Genomic DNA, 19,179 nt, shown 5'->3' on the forward strand with positions numbered 1-19,179 from the left:
AACAGGTGCAAACGCCTGTAAGGCGTTCCCCCGTTCTTAGTTTCAGCGCTGCAATGTAAATGTCGGTTTATTGCTTTTTATGTCACGACAGCCGGCTTTTACCCGGTTCCATTGCAGCTTTCTTACTACACGCCCAGGTAGCGCTCCCACAGGCTGCGGTCCGCGTCCAAGGCCTGGGAGTCCCCCGTCCACACGACCTTGCCGCGCTCGAGGATGACGTGGCGGTCCGCCAGGCTCAACAGCCGCTCGACATATTTGTCGATCACCAGAATAGTCTGGCCGGCCTGGCGCAAACGCGCCAGGCAACTCCAGATCTCTTCGCGGATCTTGGGCGCCAGGCCTTCGGTGGCTTCGTCCAGGATCAGCAGCCGCGGATTGGTGACCAGGGCGCGGCCGATGGCCAGCATCTGCTGTTCTCCGCCCGAGAGCTGGTTGCCCATGTTGCGGGCACGTTCGTGCAAGCGTGGAAAGAGTTCGAATACGCGTTCGGGCGTCCAAGGTTCGCCGATGTCCGGATTGCGGGCGGCGACGAAGGCGGTCAGGTGCTCGCGTACCGTCAGGTTGGGAAAACACTGACGCCCCTCCGGCACGATGGCCATGCCCACCCGGGCGATGCGGTCCGGGCTCCAGCCGCTGATATCTTGCCCGGCGAACTGGATCTTGCCGCCGCGCAAAGGCAACTGGCCGAACAATGTGCGCAACAGCGTGGTCTTGCCCATGCCATTGCGGCCCAACAGGGTTACCACCTGGCCCGCTCCGATCTGCAGGTCCACGCCGAACAGCACCTGACTGGCGCCGTAACCGCTCTTGGCGGATTCGATGGTCAGCATCACGCGGTCTCCTCGTCGCCCAGATAGGCTTGCCGCACTTCCGGGTTGCCGCGGATCTCGTCGGGGGTGCCGGTCGCAATGACGCGCCCATACACCAGCACCGAGAGGCGATCGGCCAGCCGGAACACTGCCTGCATGTCGTGCTCGACCAGCAGCATGGCAGCGCGGCCCCGCATGGATTCAATCAATTCGGTCAAGCGCACGGTTTCATCGGGCCCCATGCCCGCCATGGGTTCGTCCAGCAACAGCACGGCGGGGCGCGCGGCCAGGGCCAGCGCAAACTCCACCTTACGCTGCTCACCGTGCGGCAAGGTGCCGGCCGGGCGCTCCAGCAGGCTGGCGTCGATGGCGCATTCGCGCGCCAGTTCGCGAGCCTGTTCGTACAGGGCGGATTCGGCGGCCCGCGGCTTCCAGAAGCGGAAGCTGCTGCCAGCATGCGCTTGCACCGCAAGCACCAGGTTATCCAGCACCGTGGACTGTTTGAAAATATTGGTGATCTGGTACGAGCGCGAAAGCCCAGCGGAGACGCGCTGGTGGGCGTTCATGCCGGTGACGTCGCGCCCGCCCATCTTCAACGTGCCCGAATCCGCCGCCAGCGTCCCCGACAAGAGATGGATCAGCGTGGACTTGCCCGCGCCGTTGGGCCCGATGAGCGCGTGGATCTCGCCCGGGTTCAGGGATAGCGACACATTGTCGGTGGCGACCAGCGCGCCGAAGCGGCGCACCAGCCCCGACGCCTGCAGGGCCGGCGTTACGGTAGCGTTCATGATCCCACCTTGCCGGATTGGGGAGCAGCGGCGCGGCCGCTGAACAGGGGGCCGAACAGCCCCACCAGGCCACGCGGCGCGCCGAACACCACGCAAAGCAGCAGCACGCCCAAGGGCAGGTGCCAATATTCCGTCCACAGGCGCAGCACTTCCTCCAGGGTCAGCATGACCACGGCGCCTGCCACGCCGCCATAGCGCAGGCCGATGCCGCCGACCAGCACCATGATCAACAGGTTGGCCGACTGGGTCCAATGCATGAGGCTGGGGGAAATGAAGAGGTTGTGATTGGCCAGCAGAGCGCCAGCCAGCCCCGCCACCGCGCCGCTCAGCGTGAAGGCCATCAGCTTGATGCGATAGACCGGATAGCCCATGGATTCCATGCGCGACTCGTTTTCGCGTATGCCCTGCAGGGCGGTGCCGAAGCGCGAGGCCACTACCCGTCCGAACACCCACATGATCAGCGCGAACAGCACCAGCACCAGGTAATAGAAGCTGACGTCATTGGCCAGGTCGATGCCCGGCAGGCTGGAATAGCCCGGCAGGTTCAACCCGTCCTCGCCGCCATACTGGCGCAGCGAGATAAAGATGTAGAACAGCATCTGCGCAAAAGCCAACGTGATCATGATGAAGTACACGCCCCGGGTGCGCAGCGAAATCGCCCCCGTGATGCAGGCCAGCAGCGCCGCCAGCAACATGGCCACGGGCCACGACACCAGCGCCGACGTGACGCCCGACATGGCGAGGATGCCGACCGCGTAGGCGCCCGCGCCGAAGAAGGCCGCGTGGCCCAGCGCCACCATGCCGCCGTAGCCCAGGATCAGGTTCAGGCTGGTCGCGGCCAACGCGTAGATCAGCACGCGCCGCACGAAGGAAATATAGAAGTCCAGGCCCAGCGCCGGCGCCACCAAGGGGAAGACCGCCAGCGCAAGCAGCAGGACCACGGTCCAGATCGTGGATTTCATGCTTACCCTCTCGCCGGAAACAAGCCGGAGGGCCGGAACACCAGCACTGCCGCCATCAATACGTAAATGGCAATGGCGGCCAGCGTCGGTCCGACGCTGGAAGCTACAGCCGGAGAAAAGACCTGGCGCAACAGCATGGGCAGGAAGGCCCGCCCCGCCGTGTCCACCATGCCCACCAGCAACGCGCCGACGAAAGCGCCGCGAATGGACCCGATGCCGCCGATCACGATGCACACCAGCACGAGAATCAGGATTTCCTCGCCCATCCCCACCTGCACCGAGGTGATCGGGCCGAGCAAGGCGCCCGCCACCGCGGCCAGCATGGCGCCCAGCACGAACACGCCCAGGAACAGGAGCGGCACGCGCACGCCCATCAGCGTGGCCATCTGGCGGTTGGATGCGCCCGCCCGCACCAGCACGCCTGCCCGGGTGCGCGTCACGAACCAGTACAGGCCCGCCGCGGCGGCCACGCCGAAGACGATGATCATGAGCCGGTAGGCGGGATAGAGCAGGTCGGGCAGCAGCCGCACCGGGCCGGACAGCGCGGCCGGCATGTTCAGCATGACAGGGGCCGGCCCCCAGATCATCTTGACCAAATCATTGGCGATCAGAATGACCGCGTAGGTGCCCAGCACCTGGGCCAGGTGATCGCGCAGCGCGAGGCGGCGGATCAGCGTGAGTTCCAGCACCACGCCGACGATGCCGGTGGCGACTGCCGCCACCAGGACGGCGGCGGTGAAGGAACCTGTGCGCTGCATGGTTTCGGCAGCGACATAGGCGCCGGCCATGTAGAGCGAGCCGTGAGCCAGATTCATGATGTCCATGATGCCGAACACCAGGGTCAGCCCGGCCGCGATCAGAAACAACATCAACCCAAACTGCAGACCGTTCAGCAATTGCTCGACGATCAGCGTAAACGTCATGAAAACTTCCCCCTGCCGCGAATTGCCGATGGCCTAGCTCGCGGCCTGATCATTAAAGCCATCTGATTGCCCATCACGCTGGCGCACCCAGCGCCGCGCGTGCAGAGGTGCACCCGATCCGGATGCCGCGGATCCGGCTCCGCCGGTCCGCAGGCATGCCCCCTTGAGGGGGAAGCGCGCAGCGCTTCGGGGTGGGCTTCCCTCTACAGCTTGCACTCGCCGACGTAGACGTCCTGGTATTTGTCGAATACCTTGCCCACCAGCTTGTTGGTGATGCGGCCGCTGCCGTCCTTGTCGACGACGCGCAGGTAATAGGACTGGATGGGGTAGTGGTTCTTGCCGTAGGTAAAGCTGCCGCGCACCGACGGGTAGTCGGCCTTTTCCAGCGCGCGCACGATGGCTTCGCGGTCCGTAGCCTTGCCGCCCGCCTGTTTGACGGCGGCGTCCATGGCCATGATCACGTCGTAGGCCTGGGCGGCGTACACCGAGGGATAGCGGCCGTTGTATTCCTTGCGGAAGGCTTCGACAAAGGCCTTGTTCTGCGGCACATCCAGGTCGTGCGCCCATTGCGCCGTGTTGTACATGCCCAGCATGGGCTCGCCCACCGCCTGGATCACGTCCTCGTCGGCCGAGAAACCCGGGCCGATCAGCTTGACGCTTTGCGACAGGCCGGTCGACACGAACTGCTTGACGAAATTGATCCCCATGCCGCCCGGCAGGAAGATATAGACGGCGTCCGGCTTGGCTGCGCGGATCTGCGCGAGTTCCGCCGCGTAGTCGATTTGGCCGAGCTTGGTATAGACCTCGTCGCCCGGGGCGGTCTTGTAGCCGCGCTTGAAGCCGTTCAATGCATCCTTGCCGGCCGGATAATCCGGGGCCATGATGAACATTTTCTTGAAACCGCGGTCCGCCGCGACCTTGCCGGCCGCTTCATGGAAGGCATCGTTCTGGTAGGAAGTGCCGAACCAGTATGCATTGCACTGCGCGCCCGCGAACTGGCTGGGACCGGGATTGTTCGACAGGTACGGCACCTTGGCCGCGAACAGCGCGGGGCCGACGGCCAGCGCCACGTTCGAACCGATGGGGCCGGTGAAGAAATCAACCTTGTCGCGCTGGATGTAGCGCGTCACCAGTTGGCGGGCCTGGTCGGGGTTGCCGCCCATGTCGGTCTGCACGAATTCGGCGGGCTGCCCGCCCAGCTTGCTGCCCAGTTGCTTGATGGCGAGATTGAAGCCGTCGCGGGCTTCAGCGCCCAGAGCGGAGAAGGGGCCGGAGATGTCGTTGGCGATGCCGACCTTGATGGTGTCGGCGCCGGCCAGTGCCGGCACCAGGGCGGCGGCGGCCAGAAGGGAAGTGATCAAACGCATGGTGGTGTGCTCCGTGCGCGAGCCCGCGCAGAGGGTGTTCTTTTTTGAAATCGCGATTCGAAAAACTTCGTGAGAGCACAGCGAAGGCTGGCGTGCTTCATAGTTTAGGTTTAAAGTATTCGGCAAAACAAGTCTAGGGTTTTTACCAAAGGGTTTTTACTAATAAGCTACCGCCATGGTTACCCTCCGCCGCACCTATGATCGCGCCACGCCGGTTGCCCGGCACAACGTTCGCGCGACAGTACCCGACATCCCGCCGATACTCAAGAAGCGCGCCGATCACGCCGCCACTACGCGACCGACGGCGATCCCCGCGATCCTCGCTCGGAAGCCTCTGGCGCCCGCCCCTCATTCCCGGTAATTTCCATAGCCATGACCGACACTCCCGACCTGGAATCCCGCGCCGCGCCCGACGATCACCATGCGTTGCGCCTGTGGCTGCGCATGCTGACCTGCGCCAATCTCGTCGAAAGCGAGATCCGCAGCCGCCTGCGCAATGAATTCGACACGACGCTGCCGCGCTTTGACCTGATGGCGCAATTGCAGCGCGCGCCCAAAGGCATGAAGATGGGCGAGCTGTCGCGCCACATGATGGTCACCAACGGCAATATCACCGGCATCACCGACCAGCTCGAAAAGGAAGGCCTGGTGGTGCGAACCAAAGTCGAATCCGACCGCCGCAGCTCGCTCATCAAGCTCACGCCCCTGGGCAAGAAGAGCTTCGCCCGTATGGCCCGCGCCCACGAATCCTGGGTCAAATCCATGTTTGGCGACCTGCCGGAAAGCACCCGCAATGCGCTGTTCCAGGCCCTGGGCGAACTGAAGCTGCAAGTGGTGGCCACTCGCTCGGAATCCGCCCGGAACTGAACACCCGTCCGCGCCTATGTCCGCTTGCGGATTGGCGCATAATTGCCGCCATGATTCCGGTTTCTCTTCCTGGCGGTAATTTCTACGTGCTGATGGCCGCGTCGCTGGCCTGCCTTGCCACATTGCTGACCTGGCTGGCCGTACTGGCCACTACCCGCAGCGCCAGGGAATGGCTGGGCGGCCACCGGCGCGGCGGCGCCATCCTGATGGCCTTCCTTGCCATCGTGGGCGCCATCTTCCCTTATCAGCAGTTCAGCCTGTGGTTCTCGGCCCGCCAAAGCGCCCAGGCCGACGCCGAGCGCAAGACCGTGCTGCCCCAGGCCACCCAGCTGGCAGGCGTGGAGATGCCGGCCGGCACCGTCCTCAGCCTGGGCACGCCGGGCGAGCTGGCCTCGTTCGACCTCGCCGTGTTCCCGGACGGCCACCTCGCCTCCATCCAGGGCATTGCCGCCACGCGCGTGTTCCGCTACCCCGCCAGCGCCAAACAGGCCGAGACCCTGTCCGTCGAGATCGCCCGCGACCAGGCGCTGGACGGCTGGCTGTGCGCGCACGGGCATCGCCTGGAGTTCGTCCTGCGCGACGGGCACCCCCGCTTCGCCAGTTGCCACCTGGCCATCGGCAATACCCTGAACCAGCAAGCCGTGCCGCCCGGCGCCTGGCTGAAAGCCATTCCCGCAGGTGCCCCCGATGCGCCGCGCTGGCTGCTGCGCACGGAAGGCAGCGAGGCGCTGGACGTGGCCCGCATGCCGCTGCTGAAGGTGGACATGCAGCTGGACAGTCAACGCCGCATGCTGGATTTCGAGGGTCTGCTGGCACGCGAAACCGTGCTGGGCGACATGACCTACCAGCCCGGCACCCGGGTGATGGCCGCCAATTCCCGCCTGCCGGGCGCCCAACCGGGCGATCTGCTGTTTTCCCCATCGCGCGGACGCTCGGCGCGCCGCGCGGGTGGCGAGGACGTGCCCGCGGGCAAGTCGGTGCTGCAGGCCCCTGACGGCGCCGTGCGCAGCGTGCTGGGAAACCGCGAGGCCGGCGTGCTGGACGTGGCCGCCATGCGGATCGGTCCCTGACCGGACGCTGTCCCAATCCGGTGGGATAATACGAAGCTTTCCCCCGCGCGCCGCCTCGCCTGGCGGCGATTCCGTCCTGCTCATACATGAGACGAAGTCATGGCCGTTAATCTGCAGATCCCCTCCGAGTCCGAAATTTTTCCTGTTGCCGGCGTTGAAATCGGCGTTACCGAGGCCGGCATCCGCAAAGCCAACCGACGCGACCTGACCGTATTCCGCTTCGCGCCGGGCACCAGCGTGGCGGGCGTCTTCACGCGCAACCGCTTCTGCGCCGCCCCCGTGCAGGTCTGCCAGGCCCATCTGGCCGCCGGCGGCCCGATCAGCGCCCTGGTCATCAATACCGGCAACGCCAACGCTGGCACCGGCGAAGAAGGCCTGCAGAAGGCCAAGGACACCTGCGCCGCGCTGGGCAAGCTGCTGGGCGTGTCCGCCGCCGAGGTCCTGCCGTTTTCCACCGGCGTCATCCTGGAGCCGCTGCCGCTGGATCGCCTGGTGGCCGGCCTGCCCGCCGCCATCGCCAACCTGGGTCCCGACCACTGGTTCAGCGCCGCCCACGGCATCATGACCACGGACACGCTGCCCAAGATCCACTCGCGCAAAGTCCAGATCGACGGCAAGACCGTCACGTTCACCGGTATCAGCAAGGGCGCCGGCATGATCCGGCCCAATATGGCCACCATGCTGAGCTTCCTGGCCACCGACGCCGGCATCGCCCAGCCCCTGCTGTCCAGGCTGGCCGGTGAAATCGCCGACGCCTCGTTCAATCGCATCACGGTCGATGGCGACACCTCCACCAACGACTCCTTCATCATCGCCGCCACCGGCAAGTCGGGCGTCGAAGTGAACGCCGAGTCCGATCCCGCCTACGCCGCCGTGCGCGAAGCCCTGACGGCCGCCGCGCTGGACCTGGCCACCAAGATCGTCCGCGATGCCGAAGGCGCCACCAAATTCATGACCATCCGCGTAGAAGAAGCCGGCAACACCGAAGAAGCGCTGAAGGTGGCTTACGCAGTGGCCCATTCGCCGCTGGTCAAGACCGCGTTCTTCGCCTCGGATCCCAACCTGGGCCGGATCCTGGCCGCGGTGGGCTACGCCGGCATCGAAGACCTGGACGTCTCCAACATCCGCCTGTGGCTGGACGATGTGCTGGTGGCCAAGGACGGTGGCCGCAACCCCGCCTACCAGGAGGCCGACGGCCAACGCGTGATGAAGCAGGCCGAGATCCAGGTGCGTATCGCCCTGGGCCGCGGCCAGGTCAGCGACACGGTCTACACCTGCGACTTCTCGCACGAATACGTGTCGATCAACGCCGACTACCGCTCCTGATCCGCAACTTCCGGGACTTCAGACGTGACCGCAACCGAGTTCTCCACCCTTATCCAGCGCGCCGAGCGCGTGCTGGCGCAGTTGGAAGCCTGGCTTCCGCCCGCAACGCCCGAAATCGACTGGACCGCCCACGCCTACCGCTGGCGCAAGCGCGGCGCCCGCGGCTGGCTGGACGCCGTGCGCCACGTGGCGCGCATCGACATGGCGGACCTGCAGCACATCGAGCGCCAGAAAGGCATCATCGACCGCAATACGCTGCAGTTCCTTGAAAAGAAGCCGGCCAACAACGTGCTCATGACCGGCGCCCGCGGCACCGGCAAGAGCTCGCTGGTCAAGGCAATGCTGGCCGCCTATGGCGACCGCGGGCTGCGCCTGATCGAAGTGGACAAGTCGGACCTCGGCGATCTGGCCGACATCGTCGAACTGGTGGCTGCCCGCCCGGAACGCTACATCGTGTTCTGCGACGACCTGTCGTTCGAGGAAGGCGAGGCCGGCTACAAGGCGCTGAAGTCCGTGCTGGACGGCTCGGTATCGGCCGCCGGCGACAACGTGCTGATCTACGCCACGTCCAACCGGCGCCACCTGATGCCGGAATACATGAGCGAGAACCTGGCGGCCAAGCATCAGCCCGACGGCGAAATCCATCCCGGCGAAACGGTCGAGGAAAAAATCTCGCTGTCCGAGCGCTTCGGCTTGTGGCTGTCGTTCTACCCCTTCAAGCAGGACGACTACCTGGACATCGTCTACCACTGGCTGCGCGAACTGGGCTGCCCCGAATCGCAGATCGAACCCTCGCGCACCGAGGCGTTGCAATGGACCATCGAGCGCGGCTCGCGTTCGGGCCGCGTGGCCTATCAGTTCGCGCGCGACTGGGCGGCCCGTCATGTCTGAAAAAATCATCGACGTCGCCGCCGGCCTGATCCTGCGCCCCGACGGCATGCTGCTGCTGGGCCAGCGCCCCGAAGGCAAGCCCTGGGCAGGCTGGTGGGAGCTGCCCGGCGGCAAGCTGGAGCCCGGCGAAACCGTGCTGCAAGCGCTGGCGCGCGAACTGCAGGAAGAAATCGGCATCCGCGTCACGCAATCCCGCCCCTGGGTTACTTATGTGCACGCCTATCCTCACACCACGGTGCGCCTGGCGTTCTGCCACGTCACCGGCTGGGAAGGCGAACCGCGCAGCCTGGAAAACCAGCGCCTGGAATGGGTAGACCCGGCCAACGCGGCCTCCGTCGGCGACCTGCTGCCTGCCGCCCTGCCCCCGTTGCGCTGGCTGCAACTGCCCACCACCTACGGCATCAGTTCCGTAGGTTCGCGGGCGGGCGTGACCGCCTTCCTCGGCCGGCTGGAAGCCGCCTTGGCGCGCGGCGTGAAACTCGTGCAGCTGCGCGAACCGCAGTGGCCGGACGGGGTCGCTTCTCCTTCGCTGCATGAAGTGCTGCAGCAGGTGCTCAAGCGCTGCCGCGCCGCGGGCGCCCGGGTACTGGTCAACAGCGTCCACCCCGCCGCCTGGTGGCGCGAGGCCGACGGCGTGCATCTGCGCGCGGCCGATGCCGCCAAGCTCACGGCCCGCCCCGAACTCCCCGCAGGGGCGCTGGTCGGCGTGTCCGCGCACGACAACGCCCAAATCATCCACGCACGGGATCTGGACGCCGATTTCGCGGTGCTGGGTCCGGTGCTGGACACGCCCAGCCATCCTGGCGCTCCGACGCTGGGTTGGGAAGGTTTCGTGCAAGGCATCCACGATGCCGGCATTCCCGTGTTCGCGCTGGGCGGGCAGTCCACCCAGACCGTGTCACAGGCCTTGCGCCATGGAGCGCATGGCATTGCCGGGATACGCGGGGTGCTCTGAGCACGGGTTCTTGAGACACCGGCTGCGCCGATCATGACGTCCCAAGAGTCTGCCTAAGCCCCATGAGGCCGCCCGCGCGGCCGGCATGGGGCTGGCCCTGCAAGATCATTCAATCCGAAACGACGCCTCAATCGATCTTGTAATCCATCCAGGACGCAACCATCTCGCGCAAGCCTCCGCCGTCGTCAAAGGCCTCGCGCCCACCTTCGGCCTTGTTGCGGCCCAGCTCCAGGATGTACATGTAATCCGAAACCTCGGCGCACCGGCGCACGTTCTGGTCCACCAGCACCACCGTCATGCCCTCGTCCGCGAATCCGCGGATCAGGCCGTAGATCTCCTTGGAAATTTTCGGCGCCAGCATGGCCGTGGGCTCATCCAGCAGGATGACGGAAGGTTCGATCAGCAAGGCCCGCCCGAATTCCACAAAACGTTGCTGCCCCCCGCTCATGCTAGAGACGGGGTCGTCGCGCTTCTGCGCCAGGATGGGGAAGCGGTCGTAGACCGAATCGATACGTTGACGCACGCGAGTCTTGTCGCCGCGGAACGGCCAGCAGCCCAGCAACAGGTTGTCGTGCACCGACAGCTCGCCGAACAGACTGCGGTGCTGCGGCACGAAAGCCACCCCGTGGCTCGCGCGCTCATGCGAAGGCTGCGCGCTGATATCCGCGCCGCGAAGCGTGATGCGGCCGGTGCGCGGCGGCAGGAAACCGAACATCGTCTTCAACACCGTGGACTTGCCAGCGCCGTTGGGTCCGATAACCCCGGTCACCTTGCCCGCGCGCGCCTGGATATTGACGTGGTTCAGAATGGTGATGTCGCCGTGGTACGCCACGGTCACGTCTTCCAGCGCGAGTATCGACGTGCTCATTTCAGGCTCCCAGATAGGCTTCGACCACGCGGGGGTCGGCGCGCACTTGCTCGGCGTTACCCTGGCTCAGGATGGCGCCTTCGTTCATGACGATGATGTGATGGGACAACTGGTAGATCGAGGTCAGGTCGTGCGAAACCAGCACCACCGAGCAATCGTGCTCGCTCGGCAGTTCCCGGATCACCGAGATCAGCAACTGCGCCAGCGCCGGATTCACGCCCGCGAAGGGTTCGTCCAGCAGCACCACCTTGGGCCGCGCCACCATGATGCGCGCCAGCTCCACCAGTTTCTGCTGCCCGCCAGACAGCTCTTCGGCGTAGTTGTGGCGCAGCCTGTGCAGCTCCACCTTGTGCAACCAGTACTCGGATTGTGCATAGCGCTCATCCGCGCTGCGGCCAGTCTGCTGCTGCGCCACCTCCAGGTTGTCCAGCAAGGTCAGCTGGCGGAAGATGCGCGGCACCTGGAAGGTGCGCCCCACGCCCAGGCGGGCGACCTCGTGGATCTGCTTGCCGGCGATGTTCCGGCCATCGAGCTCGATGCGGCCTTCGTCCGGCGTGTAGATGCCGTTAATGCAGTTGAGCATGGTGGTCTTGCCCGACCCGTTCATGCCGATGACACCCAGGATGGAACCGCGAGGCACGTCCAGGTCAACGCCTTGCAGGGCCACCAACCCGCCGAAGCGCTTCTTGAGATTGCTGACTTTCAACATGTGTCAGGCTCCTTTTAGCGCAACGCCTGGCGGCCGAAGAGTCCGCTGGGCCGGATGAAGATGGTCGCGACCATGAGCGTGAAGCCGCAGATGGTGGCAATGGAAGGGTTGAAGAACACCACCGACACTTGCTCCGTGACGCCGAACAGCAGCGCTCCCACCAGCGCCCCGACCGGATGGCCGAGGCCGCCCAGCACGATCACGATAAAGCCGATCAGGGTGTAATCGTTGCCCATGAATGGCGAGAACGAGGGGAACACCATCGCCACCAGCACGCCGCTGGCGGCGGCCAGGCCTATGCCCAGCCCGAAGGCCACGGCGGACAGGCGTTCGGCATTGATGCCCACGATGCGCACCGCGTCGCGGTTCATGATGATGGCGCGCAGCGCCTTGCCGAGCTGGCTGCGGTACAGGAATACCGTCAGCGCGCCGATGATGGCCAGCGCAATGACCAGCGCCAGCAGGCGCACGGTGGGGATCAGCACAGGTCCGAACTTCAGGAAGACGGGTTCGATTTCATAGGGCAGCGAACGGGCGTCGGCATCGAACACCAGCAGCATGATGGCGCCCAGCATGATGGACACGCCGAACATCAGCAGCAGCGAACTGATCTCGGGATCGTCCGCCTTGGACAGGCGCGGGATCAGTACGAAATAGAGCAGATAGCCCGCCAGGAAAAATGCAGCGAATGCCAGCGGCAGCGCCACCAGGGGGTTGATGCCTGCATACTCCATCAGATAGAAGGCAAAGTAGGCGCCCAGCACCAGGAATTCGCCGTGCGCAAAGTTGACCACGCGCAGCACGCCGAAGATCACGTTCAGCCCCACGCCGATCAGCCCGTAGATGGCGCCCAGGATCAGGCCGTTGATCAGCCCTTGGATAATCAGTCCGGTCATGGTGGTTCCTCAGGCGATGTAGCGGCGCAGTTGCGGCTTGCGTTTGATCAGGCTGCCCACGATGCCGCGCGGCAGGAACAGCATCAGCAGCACAATGATCAGGCCTAACAGCAGCAGGTTCACCACCGGGAATTTCTGCCAGATCATGTGGTCGATGCCCAGCAGCGCCAGCGTGCCGACAACCGGTCCGAGGATGGTGCCGAAGCCACCTGCCATCGCGTAGATGATGCTCTTGGCGGTGATCAGCACGTGGAAGGCATATTCCGGATCCACCACGTTCGTGTACCAGGCCTCGATACCGCCCGCCAGCGCCGGGAACAGCGCGGCCAGCAGCCAGGCCTTGAGACGGGTGTTGGGCACGTGGATACCCACGCAGGCGGCGGCGCCGTCATCGTCGCGGATGGCCTTGAGCGCGCGGCCCAGGCCCGAGACCGACAGCCAGGTGACGGTGGCCAGCGTCGCGCCCATCACGGCCAGCATGGCGTAGTAGCTGTGCGTCGGATTGTTGGCGTTGGACAGGATGATGCCCATGCTGCCGCCGGTGAAGGACTGCGGCAGGTTGGAGATGATCAGCTTGACGATGGTGGCCAGCGCCAGGCTCACGATCCCGAAGTACACCCCGCGCAGGCGCAGCGTGGGCGCCAGCAGCAGCGCAATCGCCACGCCCACGCCCCCCGCCGCCAGCAGCGACGGCAGGATGGGCCAGCCCAGGATCTTGTAGCAGATGCCCGTCGCGTAGGAACCCACGCCGTAGAACACCACGTAGCCAAACGGCAGGTAGCCGGTAAAGCCGACGCAGATATTCATGGCGCTGGCCATGGTGATCCACAGCATCAGGTAGAACGCGAACGAGATGTTCGACGTCGTCATGGGGATCAGCGCCAGGCCCGCGGCCAGGGCGGCAAAGACGATTACGGCGATGCGGGTGCGCAACCGCAATGCGCGCTGATCCTGCGCGCGATGCGAGGCGGCGCCCGCCGCCAGGACGGGACTGCTGCTCATATGTCTTCCTCCGGGCCGTTTCCGGGTTGGACGGCCGCTTTATTTGGAGGCGATTATGACCAGTTCAAACCATAACTGCAAGTTAAGGACTAACCCTTATTTTCGGCCGGAAAGGCCTCGGCAAGCACGCCGCGCAGCTCTTTGATGAACGCCAGCGCGATGGATGAAGGCTCGCGATTGCTGGCATAGACGGCCGAGATATTCAGCGGGATACGCTCGACCAACGGCACGATGACGACGTCGGGCATGGTGTTCTGCATGACGGTAAATTCGTCCACGATCGCAATCCCCACCCCGGCGTTCACCAGGGCGCAGGCCAATTGACTCCAAGGCACGTCGGCGCACATGCGGCAGGGCAGGCCCGCCTGCTCGAAAGCGCCCAGCACCAGCATGCCGAAGGGCATGCGCGTACCCACGACGATGTGCGGATGCGGCGACAGGTCCGCTAGGCTCACGTGAGCACGACCCGCCAGCGGATGCGCCTTGGGGATGGCGGCAACCATGCGCCCGACGTGCAGCGGCTGGGAGGTCAGGAATGGGTGATCAGCCTGCATGACCACCAGCCCCAGCTCGGCCTCCCCCTGCAGCACATCGGTAATCAAGGTGGGCAGCGCCGTCGTGTTCAGCCGCAGCAGCAACTCCGGATGGCGTTGCTGAAAGCGCGCCACGGCGCGCGGCACCAGGAACTGCGCCAGACTGGGAATGGACGCTAGGCGCAGCACCCCGGTGCCGTGCTCCGCCAGGGCGTCGGCCAAGTCATTGACGCGCTGCATCATGCGTTGCGTTTTCTCGATTTCCTCAAACAGGCTCTGCACTTGCGAGGTCGGCCGGAGCTTGCCGCGGACCCGCTCAAAGAGCGTCACGCCCATTGCTTTCTCGGTATGCGCCAGCATCCGGCTGACGGCCGGCTGCGAGATGTTCAGCAGCCGCGCAGCCCCACTGATGGACCCCGCCATGACGATGGCCCACAACATTTCGGTCTGTCGGTAATTCAATTTATTCAAGGCGTGCGCTCCATGCCTATTTGTTATACGCTATCTCGCGTGTTGAGCAAACATTGCCCAGCACCAGGCCTGTGTCCGATGGTCCGCCACGGAACGCGGGGCCGCATACCAAAAACGATAGGAGACCTCCCATGCACGCTAAACCCTGGCTGTCCCGCATACCGGCGCTGGCCCTGGCCATCGCCGCCCTCACCCCTGCCCTGGGCGCCGCCCAGACCTCGGACAAGATCCGCGTCGGCATGACGGTATCGTCCACCGGCAGTTTCGCGCTCGCTTCGCAGTCGGGCGTGCGCGGCGTCGAACTCTGGGTCGACGACGTCAACCGCCGCGGCGGCATCGAAGTCAAAGGCAAGAAATACCCCGTCGAGCTGGTCAAGCTGGACGACCGCAGCGACAAGCAAATGGTGACCCGCGTTTACGAACGCCTGATTGTCGATGAAAAAGTGGATCTGGTGTTCGCCCCCTTCGGCTCGACGCTGACCGCGGCGGCCGCCACCGTCACCGAGCGCCTGGGCAAATACATGATGGTCTGGTCCGCCGCCAGCGACGATCTGTACAAGCAGGGTTTCAAGAACATGGTGTCGGGCACGCAGATGCCGGTGTCGGCGATGCTGCGCGCCAACATGGAACTGGCCGCCAAGCAGGGCGTGAAGAAGGTCGCCCTGCTGTACTCGGATGAACCCTTCCCGGCGGGCCTGGCCGAAGGCGGCAAGGAGCAGGCCGTCAAGAACGGCATGGAAGTCGTGCTGTTCGAGAAGTACCCCAAGGGCCAGAAGGACTTCAGCACGATCCTGCAGAAGGCCCGCGCGGCGGGCGCCGAGGCGCTGGTGCCGACCTCCTATGAGGGCGACCTGATCAGCATGACGCGCCAGATGAAGCAGCTGGACATCAACTTCCCCTACGTCTTCATGGTCTATGCGTCGACCCCGCAATTCCAGGCCATTGGCGCGGACTCCAACTACATCTACAGCCACACCAACTACCACCCCGCGATCAACTGGAAGGTCAACGCCGGCATGACGCGCGAACAGTTCGCCACCGCCTACGACCAGCGCTTCCCCAAGGCCGAGTTCCCGCCTGACTTCCAGACCGCGCTGGCCTACGGCGCGGGCGCGCTGACCGAGGAAATCGTCAAGCAGGCCGGCAGCACCGACGCAGCCGCGCTCAAGAAGGCCTCGCTGGACCTCTCGGGCAAGCTCACCGTCATGGCAGGGCCCTATGCCATCGACGAAACGGGCAAGCAGCTGCTGATGCCCTTCCCCGTGGTGCAGCTGCTGCCGGGCAAGGGCATGGTCCCGGTCTGGCCCGCTGACGTGGCCACGCAAAAGCCGGTATACCCCGCCCCCGACTGGAACAAGCGCTGATCGCGCAAGCAGGAACACGGCGCGCGGCAGCCGCGCGCCGCGCATGACATCACCCGAGGAAAACATGTCTGACATTGCATTTGCCACGCTCAGCGAACTTGCGCAGGGCCTGGCCGACGGCCGCTACAGCTCGGTGGAACTGGCACGGCACTACCTGGAACGCATCGACCGTGCCAACCCGGCGCTGGGCGCCTACGTCAGCGTCGACCGCGAGGGCGCGTTGCGCCTGGCCGAAGCCGCCGACGCGCGCCGCCGCGCGGGCTACGGCCTGCTCGGCCCGCTGGACGGCCTGCCCGTGGCGGTCAAGGACCTGTGCGATATCCAGGGCCAGCTCACCACGGCCGGATCGCAAGCCTGGCGCCAGCGCCGCAGCGAAGTCACCGCCACCGCCGTGACCCGCCTGCTCGACGCCGGCATGGTGGTGCTGGGCAAGACCCACATGGTGGAGTTCGCGTTCGGCGGCTGGGGCACCAACCCCGTCATGGGCACCCCGCGCAACCCCTGGGATCTGGTGCGCGCCCGCATTCCCGGCGGCTCTTCCAGCGGCTCCGGCGTGGCGGTGGCCGCCGGCCTCGCGCCCGCCGCGCTGGGTTCGGACACCGGCGGCTCGGTGCGGATCCCCGCCGCGCTAAACGGCATCACGGGTCTGAAGACAAGCCGTGGACTCATCAGCCTGTATGGATCGGTGGCGTTGTCCCATACCCTGGATTCCATCGGCCCGCTGACGCGCGACACTCGCGACTCCCTGTTGCTGACCGAAGCGCTCTCCGGCCCCGATCCGCGCGACCCCGTGACGCGCGGCATCCCCGCTTACCGCTACCGCGAACCGCGCGCGGGCGCGAAACCGCTCGCGGGCGTGCGCATCGCGCTCATGCCGCAAGCGCAGTACCCCATTGCCGTCGACGCGGCCGTGCAGGGCGCCCTGGACGACACGCGGCGCGCGCTGGCGGACCTGGGCGCGGAGTTTGTCGAGGCGCCCTTCCCCTTCGACTTCCACGACATGATGCTGCGCAACGGCCTGATCATCGCAGCCGAAGCCTACGCCCAACATCGCGACTACATCGAAGACGACAGCCTGCCCCTGGGCCGCTATGTGCGCGCCCGCGTGCTGGGCGGCAAGCAGATCAGCGCCGCCGACTACGTACTGGCGCTGCAGGCCCATGCCCGCGCCTGCGAAGCCTGGCGCGACTGGATGCGCGACTATGACGCCGTCCTTGCGCCGTGCCTGCCCTTTGCTGCCTGCCCGCTGGAGGAAGTGGACGAAGCCGCCACGCCGCTGGCGGCTTTCACCCGCCCCGGCAATTACGTCAATGCTTCCGGACTGGCCCTGCCCGCCGGATTTGCCGCGGACGGCATGCCCATCGGCGTGCAATTGCTGGGCAAGCCCAATGGCGAAGGCGCGCTGGGCCGAATCGGCATGGCCTTCCAGGCCGCGACCGATTGGCACCTGCGTCGCCCTGACCTGTCGGCGATCCAGCTGTAGCCGCCGCTGGCGGGAATCCCCCAAAAGGCCGGCCAGCCCCTCGCGGCGGCCGGCCTGTTTTATTCATTGCCTCTCGCAGATCGGCCGCAACAGCGTTTCCAGCCAATCCGCAAACACCTGCACTCGCCGCGATGGCTGGCGCCGCTGCGGATAGAGCAATGTCATCGGCATCGGCGCGGGCCGATAGTCCGGCATGACTTCGACCAGTTCACCCGCGGCAATCTGCGGCTGTACGTCGTAGGCCGGAATCTGGATCAGTCCCAACCCGGCGACGCAACTGGCGATGTAGGCTTCGGCGCTATTGACCGTGACCCGTCCGCGCAATTGCAGGGTGCGCAACACGCCACCATCCTGCCATTCCCAGGGCGCCAGCCGGCCGGTCGAGGGCGAGGCGTAGTTCACGCAGCCATGGCCGGCCGCGAGGTCGTCCGGCGTCAAGGGCAGGCCATGGCTCGCCAGATAGGCCGGACTGGCGACGTTGATCAGGCGCAGCATGCCTATCGGCCGCGCCACCAGGCCGGAATCGGGTAATACGCCGACCCGCAACACACAATCCACGCCTTCCTCGATGAGGTTGACCGCGCGGTCGGTCACCCCCAGCGTGACGTCGATCTGCGGATAGGCGTCCAGGAATGCCGGCAGCGCCGGCGCCACAATGAGGCGGCCCACGCGCCCGGGCACGTCAACGCGCAACATGCCGCTGGGGCCCACCGAGGCATGGCGAAATAGATTCTCCGCTTCCTCCATGTCGGCCACCAGGCGCAGGCAACGCTCATAGAAGGCCGCGCCCTCCTGCGTGGGCGCCACTTGCCGCGTGGTGCGATTGAGCAGCCGCGCGCCCAGCCGTCCCTCCAGCTCCTGCACGGCGGCGGACACGGTGGAACGCGGCAGGCCCAGCGTATCCGCCGCGCGCGAGAAGTTCGCGCATTCGACAACGCGGGCGTAGACGCGGAACAGATCGATGCGATCCATGGGCGGGCCTCTCCAGCAAGGCAACATTGTTCGCGATTTCTGGATATACATACCAGGAATAGCGGTTTTATGCGGTTTTTTTGGAATATATCATCGTCTGCATTGGGGCTCGCATCCGGCGGGCCGATAGCGGAGAGGACCATGGCAGACCACGGAATCAAAGGCAAAACCGTCATCATCGCGGGCGGCGCGAAAAATCTGGGCGGACTGATCGCGCGCGACCTGGCGCAACAGGGCGCCCGGGCAGTGGCGGTGCACTACAACAGCGCGAGCACCAAGGCGGACGCGGAGGCGACGGTCGCCGCCGTCAAGGCCGCCGGCGCGCAGGCAGTTGCCCTGCAGGCCGACCTGACCTCGGCCGGCGCGATGGAGAAACTCTTTGCCGACGCGGCAGCTGCGGTAGGCCGTCCGGACATCGCGATCAATACCGTCGGCAAGGTGTTGAAGAAGCCTTTCACCGAAATCACCGAAGCGGAGTACGACGATATGGCGGCGGTAAACGCCAAGTCGGCATTCTTCTTCCTGAAGGAAGCCGGCCGCCACGTCAACGACAACGGCAAGATCTGCACCCTGGTGACGTCGCTGCTGGGCGCCTACACGCCCTTCTACGCAGCCTACGCCGGCACCAAGGCGCCTGTGGAGCACTACACGCGCGCCGCCTCCAAGGAATTCGGCGAACGTGGCATTTCCGTGACCGCCGTGGGACCGGGCCCCATGGACACGCCGTTCTTCTATCCGGCCGAAGGCGCCGACGCCGTGGCGTACCATAAGACCGCAGCCGCCTTGTCGCCATTCTCGAAAACCGGATTGACCGATATTGAAGACGTCGTTCCCTTCATCCGGTTCCTGGTGTCGGATGGCTGGTGGATCACCGGCCAGACGATTCTGATCAACGGCGGCTACACCACCAAATAGGAGCCGCG

19 protein-coding genes are annotated in these 19,179 nt (G+C 65.5%); 8 read left to right on the forward strand and 11 right to left on the reverse strand.

Annotation, left to right across the window (positions count from 1 at the left end; genetic code table 11):
• Window positions 1–125: 125 nt before the first annotated feature.
• The 5 genes from VCS63_RS00190 to VCS63_RS00210 form a co-directional block, all read right to left on the reverse strand.
• Entirely contained in the window at window positions 126–830 is a 705-nt protein-coding gene (locus tag VCS63_RS00190; RefSeq protein ID WP_042796265.1) for an ABC transporter ATP-binding protein, read from the reverse strand.
• Window positions 830–1,597, reverse strand: coding sequence for an ABC transporter ATP-binding protein (locus tag VCS63_RS00195; RefSeq protein WP_323877966.1), 768 nt, complete (start codon window positions 1,595–1,597; stop codon window positions 830–832). The genes VCS63_RS00190 and VCS63_RS00195 overlap by 1 nt, the downstream gene beginning before the upstream one ends.
• Window positions 1,594–2,559, reverse strand: a complete 966-nt coding sequence (locus tag VCS63_RS00200) for a branched-chain amino acid ABC transporter permease (RefSeq protein ID WP_042796263.1) — start codon at window positions 2,557–2,559, stop codon at window positions 1,594–1,596. Before VCS63_RS00200 ends, VCS63_RS00195 begins: the two co-directional genes overlap by 4 nt.
• A 2-nt stretch (window positions 2,560–2,561) precedes the next feature.
• Window positions 2,562–3,482, reverse strand: coding sequence for a branched-chain amino acid ABC transporter permease (locus tag VCS63_RS00205; RefSeq protein WP_013391329.1), 921 nt, complete (start codon window positions 3,480–3,482; stop codon window positions 2,562–2,564).
• Between the two features lie 203 nt (window positions 3,483–3,685).
• Window positions 3,686–4,849, reverse strand: a complete 1,164-nt coding sequence (locus tag VCS63_RS00210; RefSeq protein WP_042796262.1) for an ABC transporter substrate-binding protein — start codon at window positions 4,847–4,849, stop codon at window positions 3,686–3,688.
• A 372-nt stretch (window positions 4,850–5,221) separates the two neighbouring features.
• Here VCS63_RS00210 and VCS63_RS00215 point away from each other — a divergent pair, with 372 nt between their 5' ends.
• From VCS63_RS00215 to VCS63_RS00235, 5 genes are all read left to right on the forward strand, one after another.
• The gene (locus VCS63_RS00215) at window positions 5,222–5,716 is read left to right on the forward strand and encodes a MarR family winged helix-turn-helix transcriptional regulator (protein ID WP_042796261.1); all 495 of its coding nucleotides are present in this window, start codon (window positions 5,222–5,224) and stop codon (window positions 5,714–5,716) included.
• A gap of 50 nt (window positions 5,717–5,766) precedes the next feature.
• The gene (locus VCS63_RS00220) at window positions 5,767–6,786 is read left to right on the forward strand and encodes a hypothetical protein (RefSeq protein ID WP_042796260.1); all 1,020 of its coding nucleotides are present in this window, start codon (window positions 5,767–5,769) and stop codon (window positions 6,784–6,786) included.
• A 99-nt stretch (window positions 6,787–6,885) separates the two neighbouring features.
• Window positions 6,886–8,112, forward strand: coding sequence for a bifunctional glutamate N-acetyltransferase/amino-acid acetyltransferase ArgJ (gene argJ, locus VCS63_RS00225; protein WP_063641317.1), 1,227 nt, complete (start codon window positions 6,886–6,888; stop codon window positions 8,110–8,112).
• 24 nt (window positions 8,113–8,136) lie between these two features.
• The gene (locus tag VCS63_RS00230) at window positions 8,137–9,003 is read left to right on the forward strand and encodes an ATP-binding protein (RefSeq protein ID WP_323877968.1); all 867 of its coding nucleotides are present in this window, start codon (window positions 8,137–8,139) and stop codon (window positions 9,001–9,003) included.
• A complete protein-coding gene (locus VCS63_RS00235; protein WP_323877970.1) occupies window positions 8,996–9,958 on the forward strand; it encodes a Nudix family hydrolase in 963 nt (320 codons plus the stop codon). Before VCS63_RS00230 ends, VCS63_RS00235 begins: the two co-directional genes overlap by 8 nt.
• 127 nt (window positions 9,959–10,085) lie before the next feature.
• On the opposite strand, the gene VCS63_RS00240 is transcribed toward VCS63_RS00235, so the two are convergent.
• From VCS63_RS00240 to VCS63_RS00260, 5 genes are all read right to left on the reverse strand, one after another.
• Complete coding sequence (locus VCS63_RS00240) at window positions 10,086–10,826, reverse strand: ABC transporter ATP-binding protein (protein ID WP_042796255.1); 741 nt, start codon at window positions 10,824–10,826, stop codon at window positions 10,086–10,088.
• A 1-nt stretch (window position 10,827) separates the two neighbouring features.
• On the reverse strand, window positions 10,828–11,535 hold the full coding sequence (locus tag VCS63_RS00245; RefSeq protein ID WP_042796254.1) for an ABC transporter ATP-binding protein: 708 nt from the start codon (window positions 11,533–11,535) through the stop codon (window positions 10,828–10,830).
• A 14-nt stretch (window positions 11,536–11,549) separates the two neighbouring features.
• Window positions 11,550–12,431 (reverse strand): branched-chain amino acid ABC transporter permease, encoded by an 882-nt coding sequence (locus VCS63_RS00250; RefSeq protein WP_042796253.1) that lies wholly within the window; start codon window positions 12,429–12,431, stop codon window positions 11,550–11,552.
• Window positions 12,432–12,440: 9 nt separating this feature from the next.
• The gene (locus tag VCS63_RS00255) at window positions 12,441–13,433 is read right to left on the reverse strand and encodes a branched-chain amino acid ABC transporter permease (protein WP_042796252.1); all 993 of its coding nucleotides are present in this window, start codon (window positions 13,431–13,433) and stop codon (window positions 12,441–12,443) included.
• Window positions 13,434–13,522: 89 nt separating this feature from the next.
• A complete protein-coding gene (locus VCS63_RS00260; RefSeq protein WP_112967179.1) occupies window positions 13,523–14,407 on the reverse strand; it encodes a LysR family transcriptional regulator in 885 nt (294 codons plus the stop codon).
• A gap of 161 nt (window positions 14,408–14,568) precedes the next feature.
• On the opposite strand from VCS63_RS00260, the gene VCS63_RS00265 reads away from it, so the two are divergent.
• Together VCS63_RS00265 and VCS63_RS00270 are read left to right on the forward strand one after the other, a co-directional pair.
• On the forward strand, window positions 14,569–15,801 hold the full coding sequence (locus VCS63_RS00265) for an amino acid ABC transporter substrate-binding protein (RefSeq protein WP_063641320.1): 1,233 nt from the start codon (window positions 14,569–14,571) through the stop codon (window positions 15,799–15,801).
• Window positions 15,802–15,865: 64 nt separating this feature from the next.
• Window positions 15,866–17,284, forward strand: a complete 1,419-nt coding sequence (locus tag VCS63_RS00270) for an amidase (RefSeq protein ID WP_323877973.1) — start codon at window positions 15,866–15,868, stop codon at window positions 17,282–17,284.
• A gap of 63 nt (window positions 17,285–17,347) precedes the next feature.
• On the opposite strand, the gene VCS63_RS00275 is transcribed toward VCS63_RS00270, so the two are convergent.
• On the reverse strand, window positions 17,348–18,256 hold the full coding sequence (locus VCS63_RS00275) for a LysR family transcriptional regulator (RefSeq protein ID WP_323877974.1): 909 nt from the start codon (window positions 18,254–18,256) through the stop codon (window positions 17,348–17,350).
• A 141-nt stretch (window positions 18,257–18,397) separates the two neighbouring features.
• Here VCS63_RS00275 and VCS63_RS00280 point away from each other — a divergent pair, with 141 nt between their 5' ends.
• Window positions 18,398–19,171: an SDR family oxidoreductase gene (locus VCS63_RS00280; RefSeq protein ID WP_042796249.1), complete on the forward strand. Its 774-nt coding sequence runs from the start codon at window positions 18,398–18,400 to the stop codon at window positions 19,169–19,171.
• Window positions 19,172–19,179: the final 8 nt, after the last annotated feature.

The organism is Achromobacter sp. D10 (assembly GCF_035282245.1).
GTDB classification, from domain to species: Bacteria; Pseudomonadota; Gammaproteobacteria; order Burkholderiales; family Burkholderiaceae_B; genus Achromobacter; species Achromobacter insolitus.

Coding starts and splice junctions, on each gene's coding strand:
- VCS63_RS00190 (WP_042796265.1), bottom strand. CDS start 830: ATGCTGACCATCGAATCCGCCAAGAGCGGTTACGGCGCCAGTCAGGTG.
- VCS63_RS00195 (WP_323877966.1), bottom strand. CDS start 1,597: ATGAACGCTACCGTAACGCCGGCCCTGCAGGCGTCGGGGCTGGTGCGC.
- VCS63_RS00200 (WP_042796263.1), bottom strand. CDS start 2,559: ATGAAATCCACGATCTGGACCGTGGTCCTGCTGCTTGCGCTGGCGGTC.
- VCS63_RS00205 (WP_013391329.1), bottom strand. CDS start 3,482: ATGACGTTTACGCTGATCGTCGAGCAATTGCTGAACGGTCTGCAGTTT.
- VCS63_RS00210 (WP_042796262.1), bottom strand. CDS start 4,849: ATGCGTTTGATCACTTCCCTTCTGGCCGCCGCCGCCCTGGTGCCGGCA.
- VCS63_RS00215 (WP_042796261.1), top strand. CDS start 5,222: ATGACCGACACTCCCGACCTGGAATCCCGCGCCGCGCCCGACGATCAC.
- VCS63_RS00220 (WP_042796260.1), top strand. CDS start 5,767: ATGATTCCGGTTTCTCTTCCTGGCGGTAATTTCTACGTGCTGATGGCC.
- argJ (WP_063641317.1), top strand. CDS start 6,886: ATGGCCGTTAATCTGCAGATCCCCTCCGAGTCCGAAATTTTTCCTGTT.
- VCS63_RS00235 (WP_323877970.1), top strand. CDS start 8,996: ATGTCTGAAAAAATCATCGACGTCGCCGCCGGCCTGATCCTGCGCCCC.
- VCS63_RS00240 (WP_042796255.1), bottom strand. CDS start 10,826: ATGAGCACGTCGATACTCGCGCTGGAAGACGTGACCGTGGCGTACCAC.
- VCS63_RS00245 (WP_042796254.1), bottom strand. CDS start 11,535: ATGTTGAAAGTCAGCAATCTCAAGAAGCGCTTCGGCGGGTTGGTGGCC.
- VCS63_RS00250 (WP_042796253.1), bottom strand. CDS start 12,431: ATGACCGGACTGATTATCCAAGGGCTGATCAACGGCCTGATCCTGGGC.
- VCS63_RS00255 (WP_042796252.1), bottom strand. CDS start 13,433: ATGAGCAGCAGTCCCGTCCTGGCGGCGGGCGCCGCCTCGCATCGCGCG.
- VCS63_RS00260 (WP_112967179.1), bottom strand. CDS start 14,407: ATGTTGTGGGCCATCGTCATGGCGGGGTCCATCAGTGGGGCTGCGCGG.
- VCS63_RS00265 (WP_063641320.1), top strand. CDS start 14,569: ATGCACGCTAAACCCTGGCTGTCCCGCATACCGGCGCTGGCCCTGGCC.
- VCS63_RS00270 (WP_323877973.1), top strand. CDS start 15,866: ATGTCTGACATTGCATTTGCCACGCTCAGCGAACTTGCGCAGGGCCTG.
- VCS63_RS00275 (WP_323877974.1), bottom strand. CDS start 18,256: ATGGATCGCATCGATCTGTTCCGCGTCTACGCCCGCGTTGTCGAATGC.
- VCS63_RS00280 (WP_042796249.1), top strand. CDS start 18,398: ATGGCAGACCACGGAATCAAAGGCAAAACCGTCATCATCGCGGGCGGC.